General features: G+C 67.8%; 22 protein-coding genes. 6 read left to right on the top strand and 16 right to left on the bottom strand.

All coding sequences use genetic code 11. From position 1 onward, the window contains the following. Positions 1 to 111 precede the first annotated feature (111 nt). Both ABT130_RS13225 and ABT130_RS13220 read left to right on the top strand, forming a co-directional pair. Positions 112 to 1,251 carry a sensor histidine kinase gene (locus tag ABT130_RS13225; protein WP_350955399.1) on the top strand — a complete coding sequence of 380 codons (1,140 nt, stop codon included), beginning with the start codon at positions 112 to 114 and terminating at the stop codon, positions 1,249 to 1,251. Further along, positions 1,248 to 1,904, top strand: a complete 657-nt coding sequence (locus ABT130_RS13220) for a response regulator (RefSeq protein ID WP_350918382.1) — start codon at positions 1,248 to 1,250, stop codon at positions 1,902 to 1,904. The genes ABT130_RS13225 and ABT130_RS13220 overlap by 4 nt, the downstream gene beginning before the upstream one ends. A gap of 188 nt (positions 1,905 to 2,092) precedes the next feature. Here ABT130_RS13220 and ABT130_RS13215 read toward each other — a convergent pair whose 3' ends face one another. Beyond that, a complete protein-coding gene (locus tag ABT130_RS13215; RefSeq protein WP_350955397.1) occupies positions 2,093 to 2,734 on the bottom strand; it encodes a DUF2306 domain-containing protein in 642 nt (213 codons plus the stop codon). A 386-nt stretch (positions 2,735 to 3,120) separates the two neighbouring features. On the opposite strand from ABT130_RS13215, the gene ABT130_RS13210 reads away from it, so the two are divergent. Continuing rightward, the gene (locus tag ABT130_RS13210) at positions 3,121 to 4,107 is read left to right on the top strand and encodes an NAD(P)-dependent alcohol dehydrogenase (protein ID WP_350955395.1); all 987 of its coding nucleotides are present in this window, start codon (positions 3,121 to 3,123) and stop codon (positions 4,105 to 4,107) included. 184 nt (positions 4,108 to 4,291) lie between these two features. Here the strand turns inward: ABT130_RS13210 and ABT130_RS13205 are convergent, their stop codons facing one another. Next, a complete protein-coding gene (locus tag ABT130_RS13205) occupies positions 4,292 to 4,834 on the bottom strand; it encodes a CGNR zinc finger domain-containing protein (RefSeq protein WP_350918397.1) in 543 nt (180 codons plus the stop codon). A gap of 25 nt (positions 4,835 to 4,859) precedes the next feature. Between ABT130_RS13205 and ABT130_RS13200 the strand changes: the two genes are divergently transcribed. Next, positions 4,860 to 5,048, top strand: coding sequence for a hypothetical protein (locus tag ABT130_RS13200; RefSeq protein WP_350955394.1), 189 nt, complete (start codon positions 4,860 to 4,862; stop codon positions 5,046 to 5,048). Between the two features lie 560 nt (positions 5,049 to 5,608). On the opposite strand, the gene ABT130_RS13195 is transcribed toward ABT130_RS13200, so the two are convergent. The 7 genes from ABT130_RS13195 to ABT130_RS13165 form a co-directional block, all read right to left on the bottom strand. Continuing rightward, on the bottom strand, positions 5,609 to 5,965 hold the full coding sequence (locus ABT130_RS13195) for a hypothetical protein (RefSeq protein ID WP_350955393.1): 357 nt from the start codon (positions 5,963 to 5,965) through the stop codon (positions 5,609 to 5,611). Further along, a complete protein-coding gene (locus ABT130_RS13190) occupies positions 5,962 to 6,432 on the bottom strand; it encodes a hypothetical protein (RefSeq protein WP_350955391.1) in 471 nt (156 codons plus the stop codon). The genes ABT130_RS13195 and ABT130_RS13190 overlap by 4 nt, the downstream gene beginning before the upstream one ends. 537 nt (positions 6,433 to 6,969) lie before the next feature. Further along, positions 6,970 to 7,848, bottom strand: coding sequence for an SDR family NAD(P)-dependent oxidoreductase (locus ABT130_RS13185; protein WP_350955389.1), 879 nt, complete (start codon positions 7,846 to 7,848; stop codon positions 6,970 to 6,972). Between the two features lie 140 nt (positions 7,849 to 7,988). Next, positions 7,989 to 8,567 carry a TetR/AcrR family transcriptional regulator gene (locus tag ABT130_RS13180; protein WP_350955387.1) on the bottom strand — a complete coding sequence of 193 codons (579 nt, stop codon included), beginning with the start codon at positions 8,565 to 8,567 and terminating at the stop codon, positions 7,989 to 7,991. A gap of 64 nt (positions 8,568 to 8,631) precedes the next feature. Beyond that, entirely contained in the window at positions 8,632 to 8,895 is a 264-nt protein-coding gene (locus ABT130_RS13175) for a GNAT family N-acetyltransferase (RefSeq protein ID WP_350955385.1), read from the bottom strand. Next, the gene (locus tag ABT130_RS13170; protein ID WP_350955383.1) at positions 8,892 to 9,266 is read right to left on the bottom strand and encodes a hypothetical protein; all 375 of its coding nucleotides are present in this window, start codon (positions 9,264 to 9,266) and stop codon (positions 8,892 to 8,894) included. The genes ABT130_RS13175 and ABT130_RS13170 overlap by 4 nt, the downstream gene beginning before the upstream one ends. A gap of 440 nt (positions 9,267 to 9,706) precedes the next feature. After that, the gene (locus ABT130_RS13165; protein WP_350955381.1) at positions 9,707 to 10,036 is read right to left on the bottom strand and encodes a helix-turn-helix domain-containing protein; all 330 of its coding nucleotides are present in this window, start codon (positions 10,034 to 10,036) and stop codon (positions 9,707 to 9,709) included. A 63-nt stretch (positions 10,037 to 10,099) separates the two neighbouring features. Between ABT130_RS13165 and map the strand changes: the two genes are divergently transcribed. Further along, complete coding sequence (gene map / locus ABT130_RS13160) at positions 10,100 to 10,882, top strand: type I methionyl aminopeptidase (protein ID WP_350955379.1); 783 nt, start codon at positions 10,100 to 10,102, stop codon at positions 10,880 to 10,882. Between the two features lie 110 nt (positions 10,883 to 10,992). Here the strand turns inward: map and ABT130_RS13155 are convergent, their stop codons facing one another. Next, on the bottom strand, positions 10,993 to 11,478 hold the full coding sequence (locus ABT130_RS13155; RefSeq protein WP_350955377.1) for a hypothetical protein: 486 nt from the start codon (positions 11,476 to 11,478) through the stop codon (positions 10,993 to 10,995). A gap of 145 nt (positions 11,479 to 11,623) precedes the next feature. Beyond that, positions 11,624 to 12,286, bottom strand: coding sequence for a peptide-methionine (S)-S-oxide reductase MsrA (gene msrA / locus ABT130_RS13150; RefSeq protein WP_350955376.1), 663 nt, complete (start codon positions 12,284 to 12,286; stop codon positions 11,624 to 11,626). Between the two features lie 136 nt (positions 12,287 to 12,422). Between msrA and rarD the strand changes: the two genes are divergently transcribed. After that, positions 12,423 to 13,340: an EamA family transporter RarD gene (gene rarD / locus ABT130_RS13145; RefSeq protein ID WP_350955375.1), complete on the top strand. Its 918-nt coding sequence runs from the start codon at positions 12,423 to 12,425 to the stop codon at positions 13,338 to 13,340. A gap of 3 nt (positions 13,341 to 13,343) precedes the next feature. Here rarD and ABT130_RS13140 read toward each other — a convergent pair whose 3' ends face one another. From ABT130_RS13140 to nuoL, 5 genes are all read right to left on the bottom strand, one after another. Then, a complete protein-coding gene (locus tag ABT130_RS13140) occupies positions 13,344 to 13,745 on the bottom strand; it encodes a MarR family winged helix-turn-helix transcriptional regulator (protein ID WP_350918442.1) in 402 nt (133 codons plus the stop codon). A gap of 150 nt (positions 13,746 to 13,895) precedes the next feature. Continuing rightward, positions 13,896 to 14,891, bottom strand: coding sequence for a polyprenyl synthetase family protein (locus ABT130_RS13135; RefSeq protein ID WP_350918445.1), 996 nt, complete (start codon positions 14,889 to 14,891; stop codon positions 13,896 to 13,898). A 14-nt stretch (positions 14,892 to 14,905) separates the two neighbouring features. Further along, on the bottom strand, positions 14,906 to 16,456 hold the full coding sequence (gene nuoN / locus ABT130_RS13130) for an NADH-quinone oxidoreductase subunit NuoN (RefSeq protein ID WP_355615097.1): 1,551 nt from the start codon (positions 16,454 to 16,456) through the stop codon (positions 14,906 to 14,908). After that, positions 16,453 to 17,982: an NADH-quinone oxidoreductase subunit M gene (locus tag ABT130_RS13125; protein WP_350918448.1), complete on the bottom strand. Its 1,530-nt coding sequence runs from the start codon at positions 17,980 to 17,982 to the stop codon at positions 16,453 to 16,455. Before ABT130_RS13125 ends, nuoN begins: the two co-directional genes overlap by 4 nt. Then, positions 17,982 to 19,844, bottom strand: coding sequence for an NADH-quinone oxidoreductase subunit L (nuoL, locus tag ABT130_RS13120; protein WP_350955460.1), 1,863 nt, complete (start codon positions 19,842 to 19,844; stop codon positions 17,982 to 17,984). The genes ABT130_RS13125 and nuoL overlap by 1 nt, the downstream gene beginning before the upstream one ends. Positions 19,845 to 19,898 lie beyond the last annotated feature (54 nt).

Below are 19,898 nucleotides of genomic sequence, written 5' to 3'. Positions count from 1 at the left end.
TACGGCCGCACCGCCACACGCGCTCCCACATGTCGGGGCCGCGCGACAGTGAAATGTTCGTCTTGTACTTTGGGCCGCCCCGAGCCGCGTGGGCTTTCGTACCATGGTCATGTGCTCCCCCTTCTTCGCTCCGTGTGGGACGAGCCCCGCCCCCCCAACCCGCCGTCGCGGGCTTGGCGGGACTGGGCACTCGTGGGAGTACTCGTGGCGGTCGCGGTGCTCGAAGGAGTTCTGCGGCCCGATCTTCCATGGCGGGCCGTCTCGGTGACCGTCACCGTCGGGCTGGTGCCCACGCTGTTGTGGCGCCGGACCAGGCCGCTGCTGATGGTCGTGATCGTCTTCGCCACCACGAGCCTGGCCCCGCTGCTGACGGACGGCGACGCCCTGGAGACGTACACGATGGTGTACGTGCTGGTCCTGCTGTACTCGTTGTTCCGGTGGGGGTCGGGACGCGAGGTCGCGATCGGTTTGACGATCACGCTCGTCACGGTCTCCCTCTCGCTGTTCTTCGGCCGCCTCACCCCCGGCGACACGGTCGGCGCGTTCGCCGTCACGCTCTCGGCCATCGCCCTGGGCGGGACGTTCCGCTACCGGGCCGGGGCGAGAATGCGCGAGCTCGACCAGATCAAGCTGCTCGAACGCGAACGGCTGGCCCGCGACCTGCACGACACCGTCGCCCATCACATCTCGGCGATGGCGATCCGAGCGCAGGCGGGCATCGCCACCTCGGCGTCGCGGCCCAACTCCGCGACCGAGGCACTCCACGTGATCGAGGCCGAGGCGGCACGCGCCCTCGACGAGATGCGCGCCCTGGTCCGCCTCCTGCGCCGGGACCAACCCGCGGAGTCGGCGCCCGGCCGTCGCATCACCGACCTCGAACAGCTCGCGAGCCCAGGCCGCTCCGGCCCGTCCGTCGACGTGGAGATCTCCGACGACATCGGTGACCTTCCCCTGCCGGTCGAGGCTGCGATCTACCGCATCGCCCAGGAGTCGGTCACCAACGCTCGACGGCACGCCCGTCATGCCACCCGCATCGAGGTTCGCGTCGCCGCCGACGACACATCGGTGCGCCTGCGGGTGAGCGACGACGGCGACAGCGGCCTGGTACGCCCGGCCGGGTCACCGGGATACGGGCTCATCGGCATGATCGAACGTGCTGACCTGCTGGGCGGCACCTGCGAAGCCGGCCCCGCCCCGGATCGGGGCTGGACCGTGACCGCCGTACTGCCCCGGACCGGAGCGGTGACATGAGCATCCGGGTGCTCGTCGCCGACGACCAGGAGATCGTCCGTACCGGGCTCACCATGATCCTCGACGCCCAGCCGGACATCGAGGTCGTCGGCGAAGCCGCCGACGGGTGGCGGGCCGTCCAGCTCGCGCGGCGCCTACGCCCTGACGTGTGCCTGTTCGACATCCGCATGCCCGGCCTCGACGGCATCGGAGCCACCCGCTCCCTCGCCGGGCCGGGCATCGAGGATCCCCTCGCCGTCGTCGTCATCACCACCTTCGACCTCGACGAGTACGTCTACGCCGCGCTGCGAGCCGGTGCCCGGGGTTTTCTGCTCAAGAACGCCGGAGCCGACCTGCTCTCCCAGGCCGTCCACGCCGCCGCGAACGGCGACGCGCTCATCGCCCCGAGCGTCACCGCCCGACTGCTGGGAACCTTCGCCCGCACCGTGCCCGCCACACCGCCGGTACACCCCATCGAGGCGCTCACGGCCCGGGAGGAACAGATCCTGGCCACCGTGGCACGTGGACGGACCAACAACGAGATCGCCGACGAGCTGCACATCTCTCTCAGCACGGTGAAGTCCCACATCGCCAGCCTGCTGGCCAAGCTGGGCGCCCGCAACCGCGTCGAGATCGCCATGTGGGCCTACGAGACCAACCGGGTCAGGAACTGAGCCGGCTACGGCGACGCCCCCTGTACCGTGACGGATCCCTCGCCGCGACGGGTCGGTGCGGCTCCGCTCCCGCCGTGGCGGGAGCGGGCCGGGTTTCACCCACCGCCTCCACGACGCCCCCTTACTCCCGGTGACGGGTCCCCGTTCCTCCGCGGCCCGGGAATCCGACTGGGGCGCAGGTGTCCCGGTCACCCACCCATAAGACCCGCCCGCGGAGCGGGGGTACGGGGTGGACGGACCGGCCGCCTGCGGATGAACCACTCGGCCACCGCGAGGTTGATCACCCACCCGGCGCCCACGAGCAGGGCTCTGGGGAACTCCCCAGGTGTGCCGAGGAACAGGAACCAGAACAGATGGGTCAGCGCCTGCGTGCCCGCGCCCAGACCGATCGCGTAACCGCGGATCATCCAGGCGCGGTGCCTGGCGACGTCCCGTCGCCGGATCGCGGCGAGGCCGAGGAGAATGGACAGGACCATGGCCGTGCCGAACACGAGCCGGAACCCGGCGAGGAGATCGCCGTCGCCGACGGGGCGGGGATAGAACAGGGTCATCCACAGCCCCGAAAGCGCTGCGACGAGTCCACATGGGACCAAAACCCGCCCGGCGACGCGGTGCCAGGTGGGCCTCCGGCGGCGGAAACCGGGGGCGAACTGAAAGGCCCCCAGAACGCTGTACAGGACGACGCTGAGGATGTGCAGCACCACAGGCAGGGGCGCCGCGAAGAACCGTGCGTTCTCCGGTGTGATTTCCGCGCCGCCCGTCAGCTCGGTCAGGCGGACGGCTCCGGCGGCCATCGGAACAGCGCTGAGCACGACCAGCGCAGCGGGCACGAGCCAGTCCGCCCTGGCGGAGAAGGCTACGGCGGAAGTCCCTGCTGTGTTCCGGTCACCCGCCGACCGGCCGTTTCGCGGTGACTGTGGAGACGGAAGGTGTCCTGTCAGGCTCTCATCGGTCATGACCTGATCGTGACGACTGAGACAGTGGCGGCTCATCGGTAGAACGGCCTGGTCTGAGCCAGCCGATCATCCGCCAATCAGGCGTACTTTCGGCCGATGAGCCCTTTGTAGCAGCCTTTTACGCTGATTCTCGGTGGCTCGAGACACGCTTGTCGCCATCCGGCCGGCGATGCCTCCGACCCATCGATACGGGCCACAGCGTCGATCACGAATCTGCGGCACGGCTGACACCCGCACCCGCGATGGATAAGGAGAATGTGATGAAAGCGTTCGTCCTACGTTCGTACGGCTCACCCGACGTACTGGATCTCACCGACATCGACAAGCCCGTGCCCGGCGACGACGAGGTGCTGGTCCGGGTGCGGGCCACCTCCGTCCAGCCCTATGACTGGCACTTCATGAGAGGGGAGCCGTACGTCTCGCGGCTGATGAGCGGCGGCCTCGGGCTGCGCAAGTCGAGGATCGACATCTTGGGCGCCGACATGGCGGGACAGGTCGAGGCGGTCGGCAAGGACGTGACGGAGTTCCGCCCCGGCGACGAGGTGTTCGCGATGCCCAAGCAGGGCGGCTTCGCCGAATACGTGTGCGTCCGGGAAGACGAACTGGCGCCGAAACCGAAGAACCTGTCGTATGAGCAGGCGGCGGCGGTACCGCTGGCCGCCAACACCGCCCTGCTGGGCCTGCGCGACAAGGGACGAGTCCAGCCGGGACAGAAGGTCCTCGTCAACGGCGCTTCGGGAGGTGTGGGGACGTTCGCCGTGCAGATCGCCCGGGCGATCGGCGCGGAGGTCACCGGCGTCTGCAGCACGCGGAACGTGGGCCTGGTCCGATCGATCGGCGCGGATGAGGTCATCGACTACACCAAAGAGGACTTCACGCGGAATGGACAGCGCTACGATCTCCTGCTGGACATCGCGGGAGGCCTCTCGACGTCGGCATGCCGGCGGGTGTTGGCCCCCAGAGGGGCCCGCGTCATCATCGGTGGGCAGGCCGGCCGGTGGCTGCAACCCGTTGGCCACATGTTCTCGGCGCTCATCATGTCGCGGTTCATGTCCCAAAGGACGATCATGGCGGACGTGGTCGGATGCACGGAGAACAAACAGAACTTGATGACGCTGACCGAGCTCATCGAGGGCGGAAAAATCACTCCGGTCATCGACCGGTGTTACCCATTCGAAGAGATCCCGGCGGCCATCGGATATGTGGAAGAGGGACACGCTCCGGGAAAGGTCGTCGTCACGGTTTGAGGCACCACCGGATCCGCCACGCGCACGACGCTCGGCCGGGCCGAGTCCCGCCTGCGGAGGACCCCTTGATCGTCCACAAGGGGTCTCCGTGTCCGGTCACTCCTCCGAAGAACTCGTCAGCCCCACCGGGCAGGAGACACCGGTGCCACTAAGGCCGCAGTAGTCGGTGGCCGCCCGCAGAGGTTCACTGTCGATTCACCGGAGAAGGAGGAGCGTGCCGGGCACGGTGCCGCCGCACCGCGTCCCGGTTGGCACAGCGCGGCGAGCAGTAGCGTTGCCGGCCGCTCCGCGAGACGTCCGCGTAAACCAGCCCGCAGCCGTCGCGTGCGCAGCGCGCCAGCCGCGACATGCCGCGCCCCGTCAGATGCAGGGCGGTGCCCACCGCGACCAGCGCGCGCAGCACGCCGCCGAGCGACAGGCCCGCGTCGCGATAGTGCAGGTGCCAGCCGGTTCCGGCGTGGTCAGTGACGCGGGGATACGCCGCCGAGGTGGCCAGCAGGTCGTTGAGCAGCGCGACCCGTGCGCGCTCGTCGCGGATGTCGACGATCTCGCACCACTGCTCGGCCAGGTTGAGCGCGGCAGCTAGATCCGCCTCCCCCGGGGGGCGGTCGATGACGAGGCCGGCGTCCGCGCACCGTTTCACCAGGTCGTCGAGGGATGCGGGCGGGAAGTTGGCCAGGTCCGCCATCAGAAGGACCGCGTCCGCCCCGTAAGGGTTGAGATGCACAATGCCATTACAGCACGCTGGACCCATGAACGACCACGACGGACATGACTGGCACACCCGCTCCCACCACCACACCAGTGAAGGACTGGTGCGCTACCAGACCTGCCGCTGCGGCACCTGGCGGGTGCTGTGCGGGGCCCTTAACCCGCCCGCCGCGGCGGTGGTGACATGGAGCGCCCGGCGGAGCGCACCGTCCGGCCAGGCGTGCCGCTGACCGGCGCATTCTTTTCAACCTGGCCGCGGACCCCCGGCAGTAGGAGCGATGCGTGGCGGGTGAACCCTGTAATGAAACTCCTCGCCGAAAACGACACCGGTCCCAAATCAACACCGGACGGACCGGGCCGACCTAGGCCAAGTTTCGGCTGTCTTCGCAGGTCTACGCGTCGCCGGAGGTCAGTCTCACGGGGCACGCAACCCCGGTCCCACCGATATCGCAGCAACCCAGCACCGAATGGCGCTCGCCGTGCACAGTTCCAACCCGTGAACGGCGACTACGGGCTAACGTGGCCCCGCGCGAAACTCCGCCCAGAGATCAACTGCTTCCTCCAGGTCGAGTGCCGCCACATCCTCACGGGCCATAAAGATCGGCGCAGCCCATGGGCAGCACGCGAAGAGCTACTTCTCAGTGGGGAGCAGGCCAGTCTGGCAGGCTCCCCACTCGGACGGGTCACCCAGCTTGACGTTGGTGCCGCCGAGGCTGCGGTATCCACCGAGAGTCGAGAAGCCACCTCGGTTCGGACGAGAGATCACTTGATTGGATTCTCGCCTCCGGTTTCAGTCGTCGGTGTCTTTCGGGTGACGAGGTGAGGCGTAAACAATCCAGACGGTACGAGTGGCGTCATCGATGACATAACGGACGCGCCCGCCGCTGGTGACCTCGAATTCCCATTGCTCCAGGTCCTTGCCGTTATGACGATGAGTCGCGAGGTCGCCGCGTAGGCGATGTTGACGCTCATGATCCGCCCGTGAGCGTGGATCAACGCGTAGCGCCTCGAAACATCGGCGTGTGTTGCCCAGGGCGTGACGGCACAACTCCTCCCATCCTTTGACCGCGTCACTGATACCGAACCGGATATCCCATTCGTCATCCGGAGGCGGGACCGTGACCCGGTCACCACGCTTCGGACTCACGCCGAAACCTCTACCGGCCCGAAGTCGCCGCTTGTGGCCTTGCGAGCCTGGGCGTAGTGCGCGGGATCGGCCTTGATCCGAGCGGTCGCCCGCCAGCCTGCGATGACTTCCTGTGTGGTGACATCGACATCCAGTTCCGCAGCATCAGAGAGCGCCTCTACCAGTTCGAGGGTGAAGGCACGTAGTTCGGCGGAGGTGAGGTGGCGAACCCAGGGGAAGACTTCGGGCATGGCGATGACCAGCGCGCGGGCGGTCGGATCGTGTTTGATGAGGGCGAGGAACAGACGGGATGCCGTAGCCAACGTCTGCCCGCGCTGATCCTCACGATCGGCGGCGGTCAGGTAGAAGTCCGGGGCGTCGCGGTGGGTGACACGTACTCGACCGAGGCGCGCGGCGCGCTCTGCGACGGCTCGGGGGTTTCTCGACAGGTCCGAGAAGGTGACGGCGTCGGCGTTGCTGGTGCTCACCCTGCCATCGTAAGTCAGAACACATTCTGAAGTCGGCGAACTGTGGCAAGGAGCGCCACACCATCACCTGTCAGCAAGCCGGGCAGGCCGAGTCGTCAGACGACTCGCACCGCGAAGAACAGCCATGAATCGTGCAGCAAGCCTTGGGAGGTTGCCCTCGATCAGTTTCTCCTTCGATGAAGGAGCGACGGCGAAGCCGCACAGACGGACACGGCTCACGACCAGGAATCGGGCGCGAGCCGCACAGGTAAAACCCGGAGAACTACTCCTCGGTCGAAACCAGGCCCGTCTGGCAGGCGGCCCATTCGGACGGGTCACCCAGCTTGACGTTGGTGCCGCCGATGGCGCGGTGACCTTCAGTGCCTGGGCGCGGCCGCGCACCTCAGAGGGCGGGATCCGAAGCCCTCGGAGCTCCAGAACCACAGGACCGGCACCAGGCCGGGGTCTCCGGGAGTACGGGGCCCGTGCGGCGGATTTCACCTCCATCTGGCCGGCGCCGCAGATCCCACGGCTGGGCCGTTCCCTCTCGCGTGAAGGTCAGGTCGAGGTGAGCGGGGCCAGCCGCCGGCTGAGCCGGAGGACGGCCTCGGCCATTCGGGAGTCGGTGACGGGACGGAAGGGCGCGACGGGACGAGCCTCGGGTCCGATGACCAGGCCGGTCCGCCCGTCCAGTGAGGCGTCGGCCGCCGCGAGGACCGACGACCGTGCGGCCAGTGACGCGGAGCCGGACGTGGCGCGTTCGAAGGTACGCCGGACCAGCGGCCAAAGCAGCCGCAGCCCCGGCGAGACGATCTTCGGCGACCGCATGGTGCCGTCGGTCATCGCGGTGGCCGCGCCGCCGGGATCGGCCGCGAAAACCGAGATGCCCGTGCCTCGCAGCCGCTCCGCCAGATCCAGCGTGTAAGCGAGGTTGGCGAGCTTCGCTCGGCCGTACCAGTGAAAGCCGTAGTAGCCGCCCGGCGGCTCGACGGTGTCGAAGGAGCGTTTGGCCGCCCGGACCGCGCCCGAGGTGACATTCACGATCCGGCTCGGTCCTCCGGCCCGGAGCGGCTCCAGCAACAGTTCGGTCAGCAGGTACGGGGAAAGGTGGTTGACGGCGAACGACGCCTCGATCCCGTCCACCGTCTGCTGCCGATCTGCGAACATCGCCCCGACATTGTTGACCAGGACGTTCAGCGGGCCCTCTCCCGCGAGCCGGGCGGCCAGCCCTCGGACGGAGTCGAGCGATGCGAGGTCGGCGGCGACGAACCTCGCCCCCTGCCCTGTCGCCACCGCGTCGATTCTCTCGACCGCGCGAGCACCCCGCTCGGCGTTCCGGCCGATCACGGTCACCGCGTGACCTGTCGCCGCCAGCCCCATCGCGGTCTCCAGGCCGATTCCTCCGGTCCCCGCCGTCACCACGGCCCGTTTGCCCATGGTCCCGCCCTCCACTGGTCGAACGCTACCGGATAGCCATCCGTTTCATGGCTCACACCGTAGCATAAACGGATGACTATCCGTTTAGCGGAGGCGGGCGGGCGGCAACGAACTCCCAAGCTGCGGGTTCCAGGCTGCCGTCAGCGCGGGGGGCGCAGGCCCTCAAGGAGGACGTCGAGGTAGATCTCGGCCTGCTCGGCGTCGTTGCCGCCGGAGCGGACCGCGTGCTCGATGCCGCAGAGCAGACGACGGACATCGTCCGCCTCGATGCCCCGCCGGATGGCGCCCGCGCGGCAGGCACGGTCGAGCAGCTCCGCGACGGCACGGTCCAGCTCGACCTTCATCGCCGAGGTCTGCGCATCGGCGTCGCTGGCGGATTCGAGCACCGCTGCGAACCCGGCGTCGTCCAGCATGCGTCCGAGAGTGAAACGCAGAAGACGGTGCAGACCTGAAAGGGCGTCCTCGTCGGCCGCCGCGGCCTGCGCCTCGTCGACGAGCTGCTGGAAGCGTTCCGCCAGCAGCGCCTCCAGCAGCGCGTGCCGGTTGGGGAAATGCCGGTACACGGTCCCGACGCCCACTCCCGCGAGCCGGGCGATGGTGTTCAGCATGAGCGAGTCGTCGCCCATGGCCAACTGCTCGCGGGCGACCTTCAACACCCGTGCGCGGTTGCGTGCGGCGTCCGCGCGCAACGCCGTCCCCCGCTCAGCACTGGGTGTCACGGGCACAGCCTAACGGCTTGCCGGTCAAGAGCCGCGAGGCGCCGATTCGAGCGCGGGCCGGCGGTCAGTGCTTCATGAGAAGGCTGATCTGCGAGCCGAACTCCCGGAAACCGAGAGCTCGGGCGACTCGTCGCGACGGCTCCGGACGCGCTCTCCACTGCGGCAGCAACCCGTTGACCAGAGCGTCAGCCACCGCCGCCGAGGCCACCAAGCGAGCCAGGCCACGGCCGCGATACTTCGCGGCGGTCAACACGGACAGCTGCGCCGCTGTATTCAACCATGGGCGATACCCGGCGGCGGCGATCACATTCCGGCCTTCACGGATCATCCAGCCGCCGAAGCGACCTCCTCCATCCCGCTTTCATCGGCATCCTCCTTGCCCACCGAGGCCACCAGGCCGTCGATATCGCGATGCCCTGCTGACAGACGTTCGACTTCAGCGTCGACGCGGGCCGCAGCGAAGTCATCGGCATCGAGGTACGCAAGCGTTGCCGGGCCCAGGGCGTCGAGGACCGGAAGCCGGGCGGGGAGCCGCGAAAGATCAATGCCGGTTTCGTGGAGATCGCTGAGCAGGACGTCACGCAACGGCTCGATCAAACCGGCGTCGGGCACCGTGACCAGAGCGGCCCCGTCCAACGTGACGATGCCCGTCCATCCCGACGGACACAACCACGACTCGGGAGAGACGACCACGGTCACGTCTCCACGCACGGGGAACGTGACAGGGACACGGGCCAAGCTCGCCCACAGCCGACACGCGCGATCCAAGGAACTCCGCGACACTCCTCCATAATCCCGACGGCGAGGCCCCTGGCCAACCTGTTCACCTCGGCCGGCACCCCGATGTGACGTGTAGTTCTCCGGTCGTAACCGTCCCAACCACTGCTGGTCACCTTCGGGGGATACCGCCCCCGAGGCCACCCCACCACTTGGGCCGCTTGAGCGTGACCATGCGCCCCCAGTGGCGTGCCTACCGCCACCGTCCGTTCGACCGCCCACGTACTCAGCCCACCGGTTCCCCGCAGGAACCCCCGCGCCCGTGCGCTCTGCCCCCAAAAGCGCCGCTCATGCCCCAGCAACTCTTCCAGCACATCCCGCACATCGACGTGGGCGTGAGCCGTACGGCAAGATCCGAAGAGCTATTCCTCGGTCGGAACCAGGACCGTCCGGCGGGCCGACCACTCACGTGTGTTGCGACCGGACCTGGTCGGTTCGACACCACGTTCGGGCTGGTTGATCTCGGCCCACACCGCATCGAGGGAGAGACCGAGGACATCGGCGATCGCAGCGATGGTCGGGAAGGCAGGGGTCGCCACGCGGCCCGACTCGATCTTTCGGAGGGTCTCCGGTGAGACACGTGCACCGAGCGCGATCTCGAGCATCGAGCGCTCTCCCCTGGCGCGACGCAACAGGGCACCGAGGCGCTGTCCGCGCTCGACCTCTGCGGGAGTGAGCGGCAACCTGACCATGGCTCCGAGTGTACCGGGATAATATGGCCGGGATAGTTATTGGTTGCGCGAGAGAGACGCTGCATGATCGAGATCCTGAACCCCACCGAACTGGCCCGAGCAAAGGACACAGGCGCCCTGGTCGCTGACATTCTGCAGACCCTGAAGAGCCGTAGCACGGTCGGCACGAACCTCCTGGACATCGACCGGTGGACCGAGACCATGATCGTCGAGGCCGGAGCGCAGTCCTGCTACGTCGACTACGAGCCGTCCTTCGGGCGCGGGCCGTTCGGCCACTACATCTGCACGGCCGTCAACGACGCCGTGCTCCACGGAATGCCACACGACTACACGCTTGCCGACGGCGACCTGCTGACACTCGACCTCGCCGTCTCCAAAGGCGGAGTCGCCGCAGACTCTGCCATCAGCTTCATCGTGGGCGAATCAAAGCCCCCGGAGAGCGTCGCGATGATCAGCGCAACCGAACGCGCACTGAGCGCGGGGATAGCCGCTGCCGGACCCGGAGCCCGCATCGGCGACATCTCCCATGCCATCGGCTCCGTCCTCAGCGAGGCTGGGTACCCGATCAACACCGAGTTCGGAGGTCATGGCATCGGATCAACGATGCACCAGGGCCCGCACGTTTCAAACACCGGACGGCCTGGCCGTGGATACAGGCTGCGCCCTGGCCTGCTGCTGGCACTGGAGCCGTGGGTCATGGCGGACACCGCTGAACTTGTCACCGATGCCGACGGGTGGACGCTCCGAAGTGCGACAGGCTGCCGGACAGCACACAGTGAGCACACGATCGCCATCACCAACGATGGAGCCGAAATCCTGACCTTGCCGAAGCAGGCGCACTCGTGAGGTCGGAGCCACGTCCCCGGTCAGTACAAGTGCCAGGTTGGTCTAGGTAGAGGGTTCCGACCGGATTGTGGCGGCGTTCTCAGCGGATCCAGGCGCCGGCCGGCGAAGGCTTATCGGAGCCGCCACAGGCCCTCGTCCACGCGGACCTCGGGTAGGCCCGGCACTGGCGCTGTGGCCGCGTAGAGCACATACCGGTTGTCTTCCTCATCCATCGCGGCGCGAAGGCGGGTACCATCCGCAAAGATCACCGTCCACAGTCCCGGTGGTTCGGTGTCGCCATACAGCACGTACGTATCGAAGTGGGCGGCGAACCGTTCGGCGAACTCCCGGCGGCCGACTCGCTCGGCCGACCGGCCCTCGACGCCGACGTCGAAGCCCATCGCGAAGTGGCCGAAGACCTGCCGGTACGTGCAGAACACGGAGAACACCACGTCCTGTGGGATGTCCCGCAACCGCTCGGCGACCCGATCGTCATGGCCCACGAACAACTCACACTCGGCGATCTCAAAACAGTCCAGCAGGAATGTCCGCAGCTCGCTCTCCGGAACCAGACGAGACGACAGGCAGTCATAGCCCGTGGCCTCTGTTTCCGTCACGACACCACCCTACGCACCCACTGGCCCACATCCCGCGCACTCCACGAGCAGCCGTTAAGCCACCCGGAGGTGTACAGCTCTGGCCCATGATCGACCCTGGGCACGCCGGGCGATCACGAGCCAGGTGCTGACCATCTCCGCAGGTCTACGCCTCACCGGAGGTGAGGCCGACCGGGCATGCGACCCCGGTGCCGCCGATGCCGCAGTAGCCGCCGGGGTTCTTGTAGAGGTACTGCTGGTGATATTGCTCGGCGAAGTGGTAGTCGCCGGCGGGGGCGATCTCGGTGGTGATGGCGCCGTAGCCGGAGTCGGTGAGGACCTTCTGGTAGGCGTCACGCGAGGTCAGGGCGGCCTTCTCCTGCTCGGGTGAGTGGAAGTAGATCGCCGAGCGGTACTGCGTGCCGACGTCGTTGCCCTGGCGCATGCCCTGGGTGGGGTTGTGCGACTCCCAGAAGACGCGCAGCAGTTCCTCGTAGGACACCCGGGCCGGGTCGAAGACGACGCGGACGAGTTCGGTGTGACCGGTCTGGCCGGTGCAGACCTCCTCGTAGGTCGGGTTCGGGGTGTAGCCGCCCCCGTAGCCGACGGAGGTGGAGACCACACCCGGGGTCTGCCAGAAAATGCGCTCGGCGCCCCAGAAACAGCCGAGGCCGAAGTCCGCGATCTCACTCCCCTCGGGGTACGGCGGAGCCAGCGGGGCGTCGAGAACCTCATGACGCCCGGGCACCGCCATCCTGGTGGCACGGCCCGGCAGCGCGTTCTCCGGGGACACCATGGAAGTCTTGTCCTTGCCGAACAGCCAGCCCATTGCGAACCTCCTCCTGACACGTTCTCACCAGGAAGCAACCGAGGGCGCCTCCCCCGTGTTCCCACAAGCGTTTCTTAACTGATCGAAAAGCACAGCTAAATTGTGTTAAATCAAGTAAGGAGTAAAGATAGGGGTCATGCCTGAAACACGCCGTGGAGTTCTCTACGGGATCGCCGCCTACGCAATGTGGGGCCTGTTCCCGCTCTACTGGCCGCTCCTGAAGCCCTCCGGCGCCCTGGAGATCCTGGCCCACCGCATGGCCTGGTCCCTGGTCGCCGTCGTCGCCATCCTGGCGGTGCGGCGCCACTGGTCCTGGTTCCGCGAGCTGCTGCGCACCCCGAGAAAGGTCGGCCTTCTCCTCCTGGCCGCAGTGCTCATCACGATCAACTGGGGCGTCTACATCTACGCCGTCAACACCGGGCACGTGGTCGAGAGCTCGTTCGGCTACTTCATCAACCCCCTGGTCAGCGTGCTCTTCGGCGTCCTGCTGCTGAAGGAGCGGCTGCGGCCGTGGCAGTGGGCCGCGGTGGGGCTGGGGGCGGTGGCCGTGATCGTCCTGGCCGTCGACTACGGGCGGCCGCCGTGGATCGCGCTGGCGCTGGCCGCCAGTTTCGGCACCTACGGCCTGGTCAAGAAGATCGCCGGGGTGGGTGCGGCGGAAAGCATGACGGTCGAGACGCTGGTGTTGCTGCTCCCCGCGCTGGGTTACCTGACCTACCTGGGGCAGCAGGGGACGAGCACGTTCGGCAACTGGGGGGCGGGCCACGCGCTCCTGCTGGCCGGAGCGGGTGTGGTCACCGCCGTTCCGATGCTCTGCTTCACCGCCGCCACGCTTCGGGTACCTCTCACCACGATCGGCCTGCTGCAGTACATCGCCCCGATCCTGCAGTTCCTGTGCGGGGTGGTCGTCATACGCGAGGTCATGCCGCCCAGCCGCTGGGTGGGGTTCGCCATCATCTGGCTGGCGCTGTCGGTCTTCACCTGGGACAGCCTCAGGACGGCCACTCAGGCCCGCCGCGCACCCAAGCAGGTAGCCGTACAGAACGCCTCATAAGCCTCAGGAGCCGCGTACGGCGAGGACCAGGGGGGTGAAGACCGGGTCGACGCCCGCCTGCTCCAGCGCGGCGCTCAGGGAGCGCTCGTAGGTGGGCCTGGCACCGGCCAGTCGGATGCGCCCCTCGTCGGTGATCACCGAGTAGACGCCGCGCCGATCGTCCGAGCAGAGGTTGCGCCGGGTCATCCCGGCCTCTTCGAGACGGGCGACAAGGCGGGTCACCGAGCTCTGGTTGAGCCCCACCGCCTCGGCGAGTTCCTGCATGCGCATGGAGCCGTCGGGGACGGCGGCGAGCTGGATCAGTGCGCGGTACTCCGACAACCCCAGGCCGTGACCGCGCTGGAGTGCCTTGGCCAACTCCGCCTCCACGCGTGCGTGCAAGAGAGCGAAACGGTCCCACGACATGGTGATTCCTCCTGGAGTGTGCTATCCGGCAGGAGTCTACATGCACATACATTATTTGCTTTGACCTGCAAATAATATCGTGGAAGAAACACGAAAAACCCGGCTCGGCGCTGTCGCCGGGCCGGGCTGGGTCCTGTCCTGGACCGGCGCTCAGCCGGAGCGCTCGACGACGTAGTCGCAGAGGGCCAGGTAGGCGGCGCGGGCCGGGATGTCGGGAAGGCCCGCGAGGTCCTCGCGGGCACGGTCGACCCAGTCGAGCAGCTCGGCGCGGGCATGTCCCATGGCGGGGTCGGCGCGGAGCAGACGCAGGGCCTCCTCGATGTCCTCCTCGGCCACCGGACCGGCCAGCAACTCGCGCAGCCGGACGTTCTCGGGGTTGTCCGACGCCAGGACGTAGAGCACGGGCAGGGTCCGGATGCCCTCGCGCAGGTCGGTGCCCGGCGTCTTGCCCGACTCGGCCGTCTCCGAGGCGACGTCCAGCAGGTCGTCGCCGAGCTGCCAGGCGACCCCGATGGCCTCGCAGGCCCGGGTCAGTCGCTCGACCACCTCGGGCGTGGCACCGCTGAGCATGGCGCCGAACCGGCCGGAGGTGGCGATCAGCGAGCCGGTCTTGTCGGCCAGCACCCCGATGTAGTGGGCCACCGGGTCCTCGCCGGAGCGGGGGCCGATGGTCTCGCGGATCTGGCCGCGGACCAGCCGGGAGAACGTCTGCGCCTGGATCCTGATGACGTCGGAGCCAAGGTCGGCGAGGATCTCCGAGGCCTGGGCGAACAGGTAGTCGCCGGTCAGGATGGCCACGGTGTTGTCCCAGCGGGCGTTGGCCGACGGAGAGCCCCGGCGGACCGGGGCCTCGTCCATCACGTCGTCGTGGTAGAGCGTCGCCAGGTGGGTCAGCTCGATCACCACGGCCCCGGGCACCACTCCCGCCGCCGCGGGTGAGCCGAACTGGGCGGCGAGCAGGACCAGCATGGCCCGGAACCTCTTGCCGCCCGCCTCGATGAGGTGCTTGGACGCCTCCGTGACGAAGGCGTCCTCACTCTCCACCGAGGATCGCAGCAGTTTCTCGACCTCGGCCAGTCCGGTAGCGAGGTCCTGCGCCAACCGTTCGTCGACGAACGGAAGATCAACAACCGGTGGCGCAGCCATGAACCGTTACTCCTCTAGCGAATGAACAGCGCGGACGCAGCCTGATCCGCGAGATCGAGCACCGGCTGCGGGAAAACCCCTAGCACTACCGTAGCCGCTGCCGCGAGGGCGACCACAGCCGAGGTGCCCACGGTGGGCGTCGCGATGGACGGTCCGTCGACGGCGGGCTCGTTGAAGAACATCAGCACGATCACCCGGACGTAGAAGAACGCGGCGATCGCCGAGCTGACCACACCCACGATGACCAGCGGCAGCGCGTCTCCGGCGACCGCCGCCGAGAAAACGGCGTACTTGCCGAAGAAGCCGCTCGTGAGCGGAATGCCGGCGAAGGCCAGCAGGAAGAAGGCGAAAATACCCGCGAGAACGGGGGAACGCTTGCCCAGACCGGCCCAGCGGGACAGATGCCCGGCCTCGCCTCCCGCGTCACGGACCATGGTGACGACCGCGAAGGCGCCGACCGTGGTGAAGCCGTACGCGGCCAGGTAGAACAGGATGGCCGACAGGGCGTGCTTGTTCTGCTCGGCGGCGCCGATCGCGACGACGCCGGTGAGCAGGAAGCCCGCGTGCGCGATCGAGGAGTAGGCGAGCATCCGCTTGATCTCGGTCTGGGTGATGGCCAGGATCGCACCGACGATCATCGTCAGGATCGCGATGCCCCACATGACCGGCTTCCAGTCCCACTCCAGGCCGCCCAGGGCGACCCAGAAGACCCTCAGCACCGCGCCGAAGGCCGCCACGAGCACCGTGGAGGCCATCAGAGCGGTGACCGCGGTGGGCGCTCCCTGGTAGACGTCAGGCTTCCACGCCTGGAACGGCGCGGCTCCGACCTTGAAGAGCAGGCCGACACCGAGCAGCGCGAGGCCGAGCAGCAGCAGCGTCTCCTGGCCGCTGACCTTGGTGAGCGCGGCGCTGATGACCTTCAGGTCCACCGACCCGGCGTAGCCGTAGACCAGGGCCATGCCGTACAGGAAGAAGGCCGAGGAGAACGCGCCGAGCAGGAAGTACTTGACCGAGGCCTCCTGCGAGAGCAGGCGGCGGTGGCGGGCCAGACCGCAGAGCAGATACAGCGGCAGGGACATGACCTCAAGGCCGACGAACATGGCCAGCAGGTCGTTGGCGGAGGCGAAGAGCAGCATGCCGCCGACCGAGAACAGCAGCAGCGGGTAGACCTCGGTCTGGGCGTGTCCGCTGAGGATCGCCTCCTCCTCGTCCGGGCTTCCCGGTACCGCCGCCGCCTGCGCGACGAACTGGTCCTCGTCGTTGATCAGGAGCGTGCTGACCAGCGCCAGGACGAGGATGATGCCCCAGATGAACAGGGAGGGGCCGTCCACCGCGATCGACCCCATGGCCGCCGGCGCGTCCGGCAGGCCGTTGAGGGCAGACAGGACGGTCATGACGAACCCGCCGAGCAGGGCGAGCAGCGTGAGCGGCATCTGGATCGACTTGCGCAGGTAGCGGGGCGCGAACGCCTCGACCAGCACCCCGATGATCGCCGCACCGAACACCAGCAGCATCGGCGAGAGCAGCGCGTACTCGATTGTCGGGGCTTGGATGGTGCCGTTCACTGGCCGGCCCCCTTCTTCTCTGCCACGGCGGGCGTGAACGGTTCGATGTGGACGCTGGAGATCGTCTTGTCGACCGCGGGATTGATCACGTCAAGCACCGGCTTGGGGAAGAAGCCCATGGCGATGATCACCGCGATCAGCGGGCCCATCACCCAGATCTCGCGCCAGTTGAGGTCGGGCATGACGTGGGCCGACTCCTTCGAGGGGCCGGTCATCGTGCGCTGGTACATCCACAGGATGTAGACGGCCGCCAGGACGACGCCGCTCGTCGCGATGATCGCCGCGACCGGGTAGCGCTCGAAGGTGCCGATCAGGACCATGAACTCGCTGACGAACGTGGACAGTCCTGGCAGGGAGAGCCCGGACAGGCCGGCGATCAGGAAGGTGCCGGCCAGCAGCGGGGCGACCTTCTGCACGCCTCCGTAGTCGGCGATCTGGCTGGAACCCCGGCGGTAGATCAGGAAACCGGCGACCAGGAAGAGCGCACCGGTCGAGAAGCCGTGGTTGACCATGTAGAGGGTGGCGCCCGCGCCCGCGTCCCTGGTCATCGCGAAGACGCCCAGCGCGATGAAGCCGAAGTGCGAGATCGAGGTGTAGGCGATCAGGCGCTTCATGTCGGTCTGGCCGATGGCCACGATCGCACCGTAGACGATGCCCACCACCGCCAGCACGATCACCAGCGGGGTGAAGAACTTCGACGCGTCCGGGAAGAGCTCCAGGCAGAAGCGGAGCATGCCGTACGTGCCGACCTTGTCCAGCACGCCCACCAGCAGCACCGCGGCGCCGGCCGGGGCCTGCGCGGCGGCGTCGGGCAGCCAGGTGTGGAACGGCCAGAGCGGCGCCTTGACCGCGAACGCGATGAAGAAGCCCGCGAAGAGCCACTTCTGCGTGGTCGGGTCCTGGATGACGCCGATCAGCTCGGGGAACATGAAGGTGCCCTTGTCGGCGATCACGTAGAGCGCGATCACCGCGACCAGCATGAGCAGGCCGCCGAAGAGCGAGTACAGCAGGAACTTCACGGCCGCGTAGGACCGCTGGGCTCCGCCGTACGACCCGATCATGAAGTACATCGGGATGAGCATGGCTTCGAAGAAGACGTAGAAGAGGAAGACGTCGGTCGCCGCGAAGACGCCGATCATCATCGCTTCCAGCACCAGCAGCAGCGCGAAGTAGGTCTTCACCGAGCGCTTGGGCGGAGCCGCGGCCCCGGTTCCGTCGGCGTCGTGCCAGGAGGCGAGGATCACGATCGGCACGAGCACCGCCGACAGCGCGATCAGCACCAGGGCGATGCCGTCCACGCCGACGCCGTAGTGGACGCCGAACCGCGGGATCCACTCGTAGACCTCGGCGAACTGGAAGCGCGTCTCGGAGGCCGGTTCGAACAGGTACGCGAGGGCGCCGGTGAGCGCCAGCACGACCAGTGAGACCGCCAGCGCCAGCTGCTTCGCGAGCTTGTCACTCTTGACAAGGGAGACACCCACCGCGCCCAGAACGGGCACGGCAATCAGGGTCGAGAGCCAGGGCATCACATGTTCCCTACGTAGAGCAGCGCGCCAACGACCACGGCGGCACCGAAGAGGATGGACAACGCGTAGGACCGTACGTAGCCGGTCTGGATGCGGCGCAGCCGCCCGGAGGTCCCGCCGATCCCCGCCGCCAGGCCGTTGACCAGGCCGTCGATGCCGCGGTTGTCGAAGAACACCGCGAACCGGGCCAGCCACTGGCCGGGGCGCATGAACAGCGCCTCGTTCAGGGCGTCGCCGTACAGGTCACGGCGGGCGAAGGTGGTGAGGAACGAGCCGCGCGGGGCGAGCCGGGGCACCTCGGCGGCACCGTAGCGGAACCAGGCGTAGACGACGCCGACGGCGACCAGCGCGAGCGTGGTCAGACCGGGGACGCTGAAGGGGTGGAATCCGGGCAGGTGCTCGGGCAGGCCGACCGCCGGGGCGAGGAATCTCATGAGCCGGTTGTCCAGGATCAGGAAGGCGCCCAGGAAGACCGAACCGATCGACAGCAGGATCAGCGGCACGGTCATCACGGAGGGCGACTCGTGCGGGTGCGCGTCGTCGGCCCAGCGCCGCTTGCCGAAGAAGGTCATGAAGACCATCCGCGACATGTAGAAGCCGGTGATGCCGGCACCGACGACCGCGAGCCAGCCGAGGATCTGGTTGTGCTCCATGGCCGTCTCGATGATGCCGTCCTTGGTGAAGTAACCGGACAGCAGCGGGAACCCGATGATCGCGAGATAGCCGATCATGAAGGTGGCCGCGGTGACCTTCATCACCGAGAACAGGCCACCGTACTTGCGCATGTCGACCTCGTCGTTCATGGCGTGCATGACCGAGCCCGCCCCGAGGAACATGTTGGCCTTGAAGAAGCCGTGCGCGATCAGGTGCGCGATGGCGAAGGCGTAGCCCACCGGGCCGAGGCCCGCACCGAGCATCATGTAGCCGATCTGCGACATCGTCGAACCGGCGAGGCCCTTCTTGATGTCGTCCTTGGCGCAACCGATGATCGCACCGGCGAGCAGGGTGGCCACACCGACGATCGTCACGACGAGCTGCGCGGTCGGGGCGGCCTCGAAGAACGCGCCGGAGCGGACGACCAGGTAGACGCCCGCGGTGACCATGGTCGCGGCGTGGATGAGTGCCGAGACCGGGGTCGGGCCCTCCATCGCGTCCAGCAGCCACGACTGCAGCGGCAGCTGGGCCGACTTGCCGCAGGCACCGAGGAGCAGCAGCAGGCCGACCGCGGTGATCGTGCCCTGGGAGGCCGCGCCGGAGGAGATCGCTCCGCCGACCGCCCCTCCGGTGAGCTCGTTGAAGGCGACCGAGCCGAACGTCGTCCAGATCGTGAAGATCGCGATCAGCAGGCCGAAGTCGCCGACGCGGTTGACGATGAACGCCTTCTTGGCCGCGGCCGCCGCCGTGGGCTTGAACTGCCAGAAGCCGATCAGCAGGTACGAGGCGAGGCCCACACCCTCCCAGCCGACGAACAGCACGACGTAGTTGTCGGCCAGCACCAGCAGGAGCATCGCGGCGACGAACAGGTTCAGGTACGCGAAGAACCGGCGTCGGCCCGGGTCGTGCGACATGTAGCCGATCGAGTAGATGTGGATCAGCGATCCCACACCGGTGATCAGCAGGGCGAAGCTGATCGACAGCGGGTCGATCAGCAGCCCCATGTCGGCGAGGCCGGGGATGAACTCGTAGAGCCTGACCCCCTGGCGACGCTGGGCCTCGGGCAGCCCGAGCAGCTGGACGAAGGCGGCGACCGCCACCGCGAACGCGCCCAGGGACATCACGACACCGAGGAGGTGACCCCAGCGGTCGGTGCGGCGCCCGAACAGCAGCAGGATCGCGGCACCGAGCAGCGGGAGCGCGACCATGAGCCAGGAGACTCCGATCACACCCCCGGAATGCTGGATGATCTCAGCGGGTTC

Source organism: Streptosporangium sp. NPDC001681 (assembly GCF_040298085.1).
Taxonomy (GTDB): Bacteria; Actinomycetota; Actinomycetes; order Streptosporangiales; family Streptosporangiaceae; genus Streptosporangium.
This window is presented reverse-complemented; position numbering and strand designations above follow the sequence as displayed.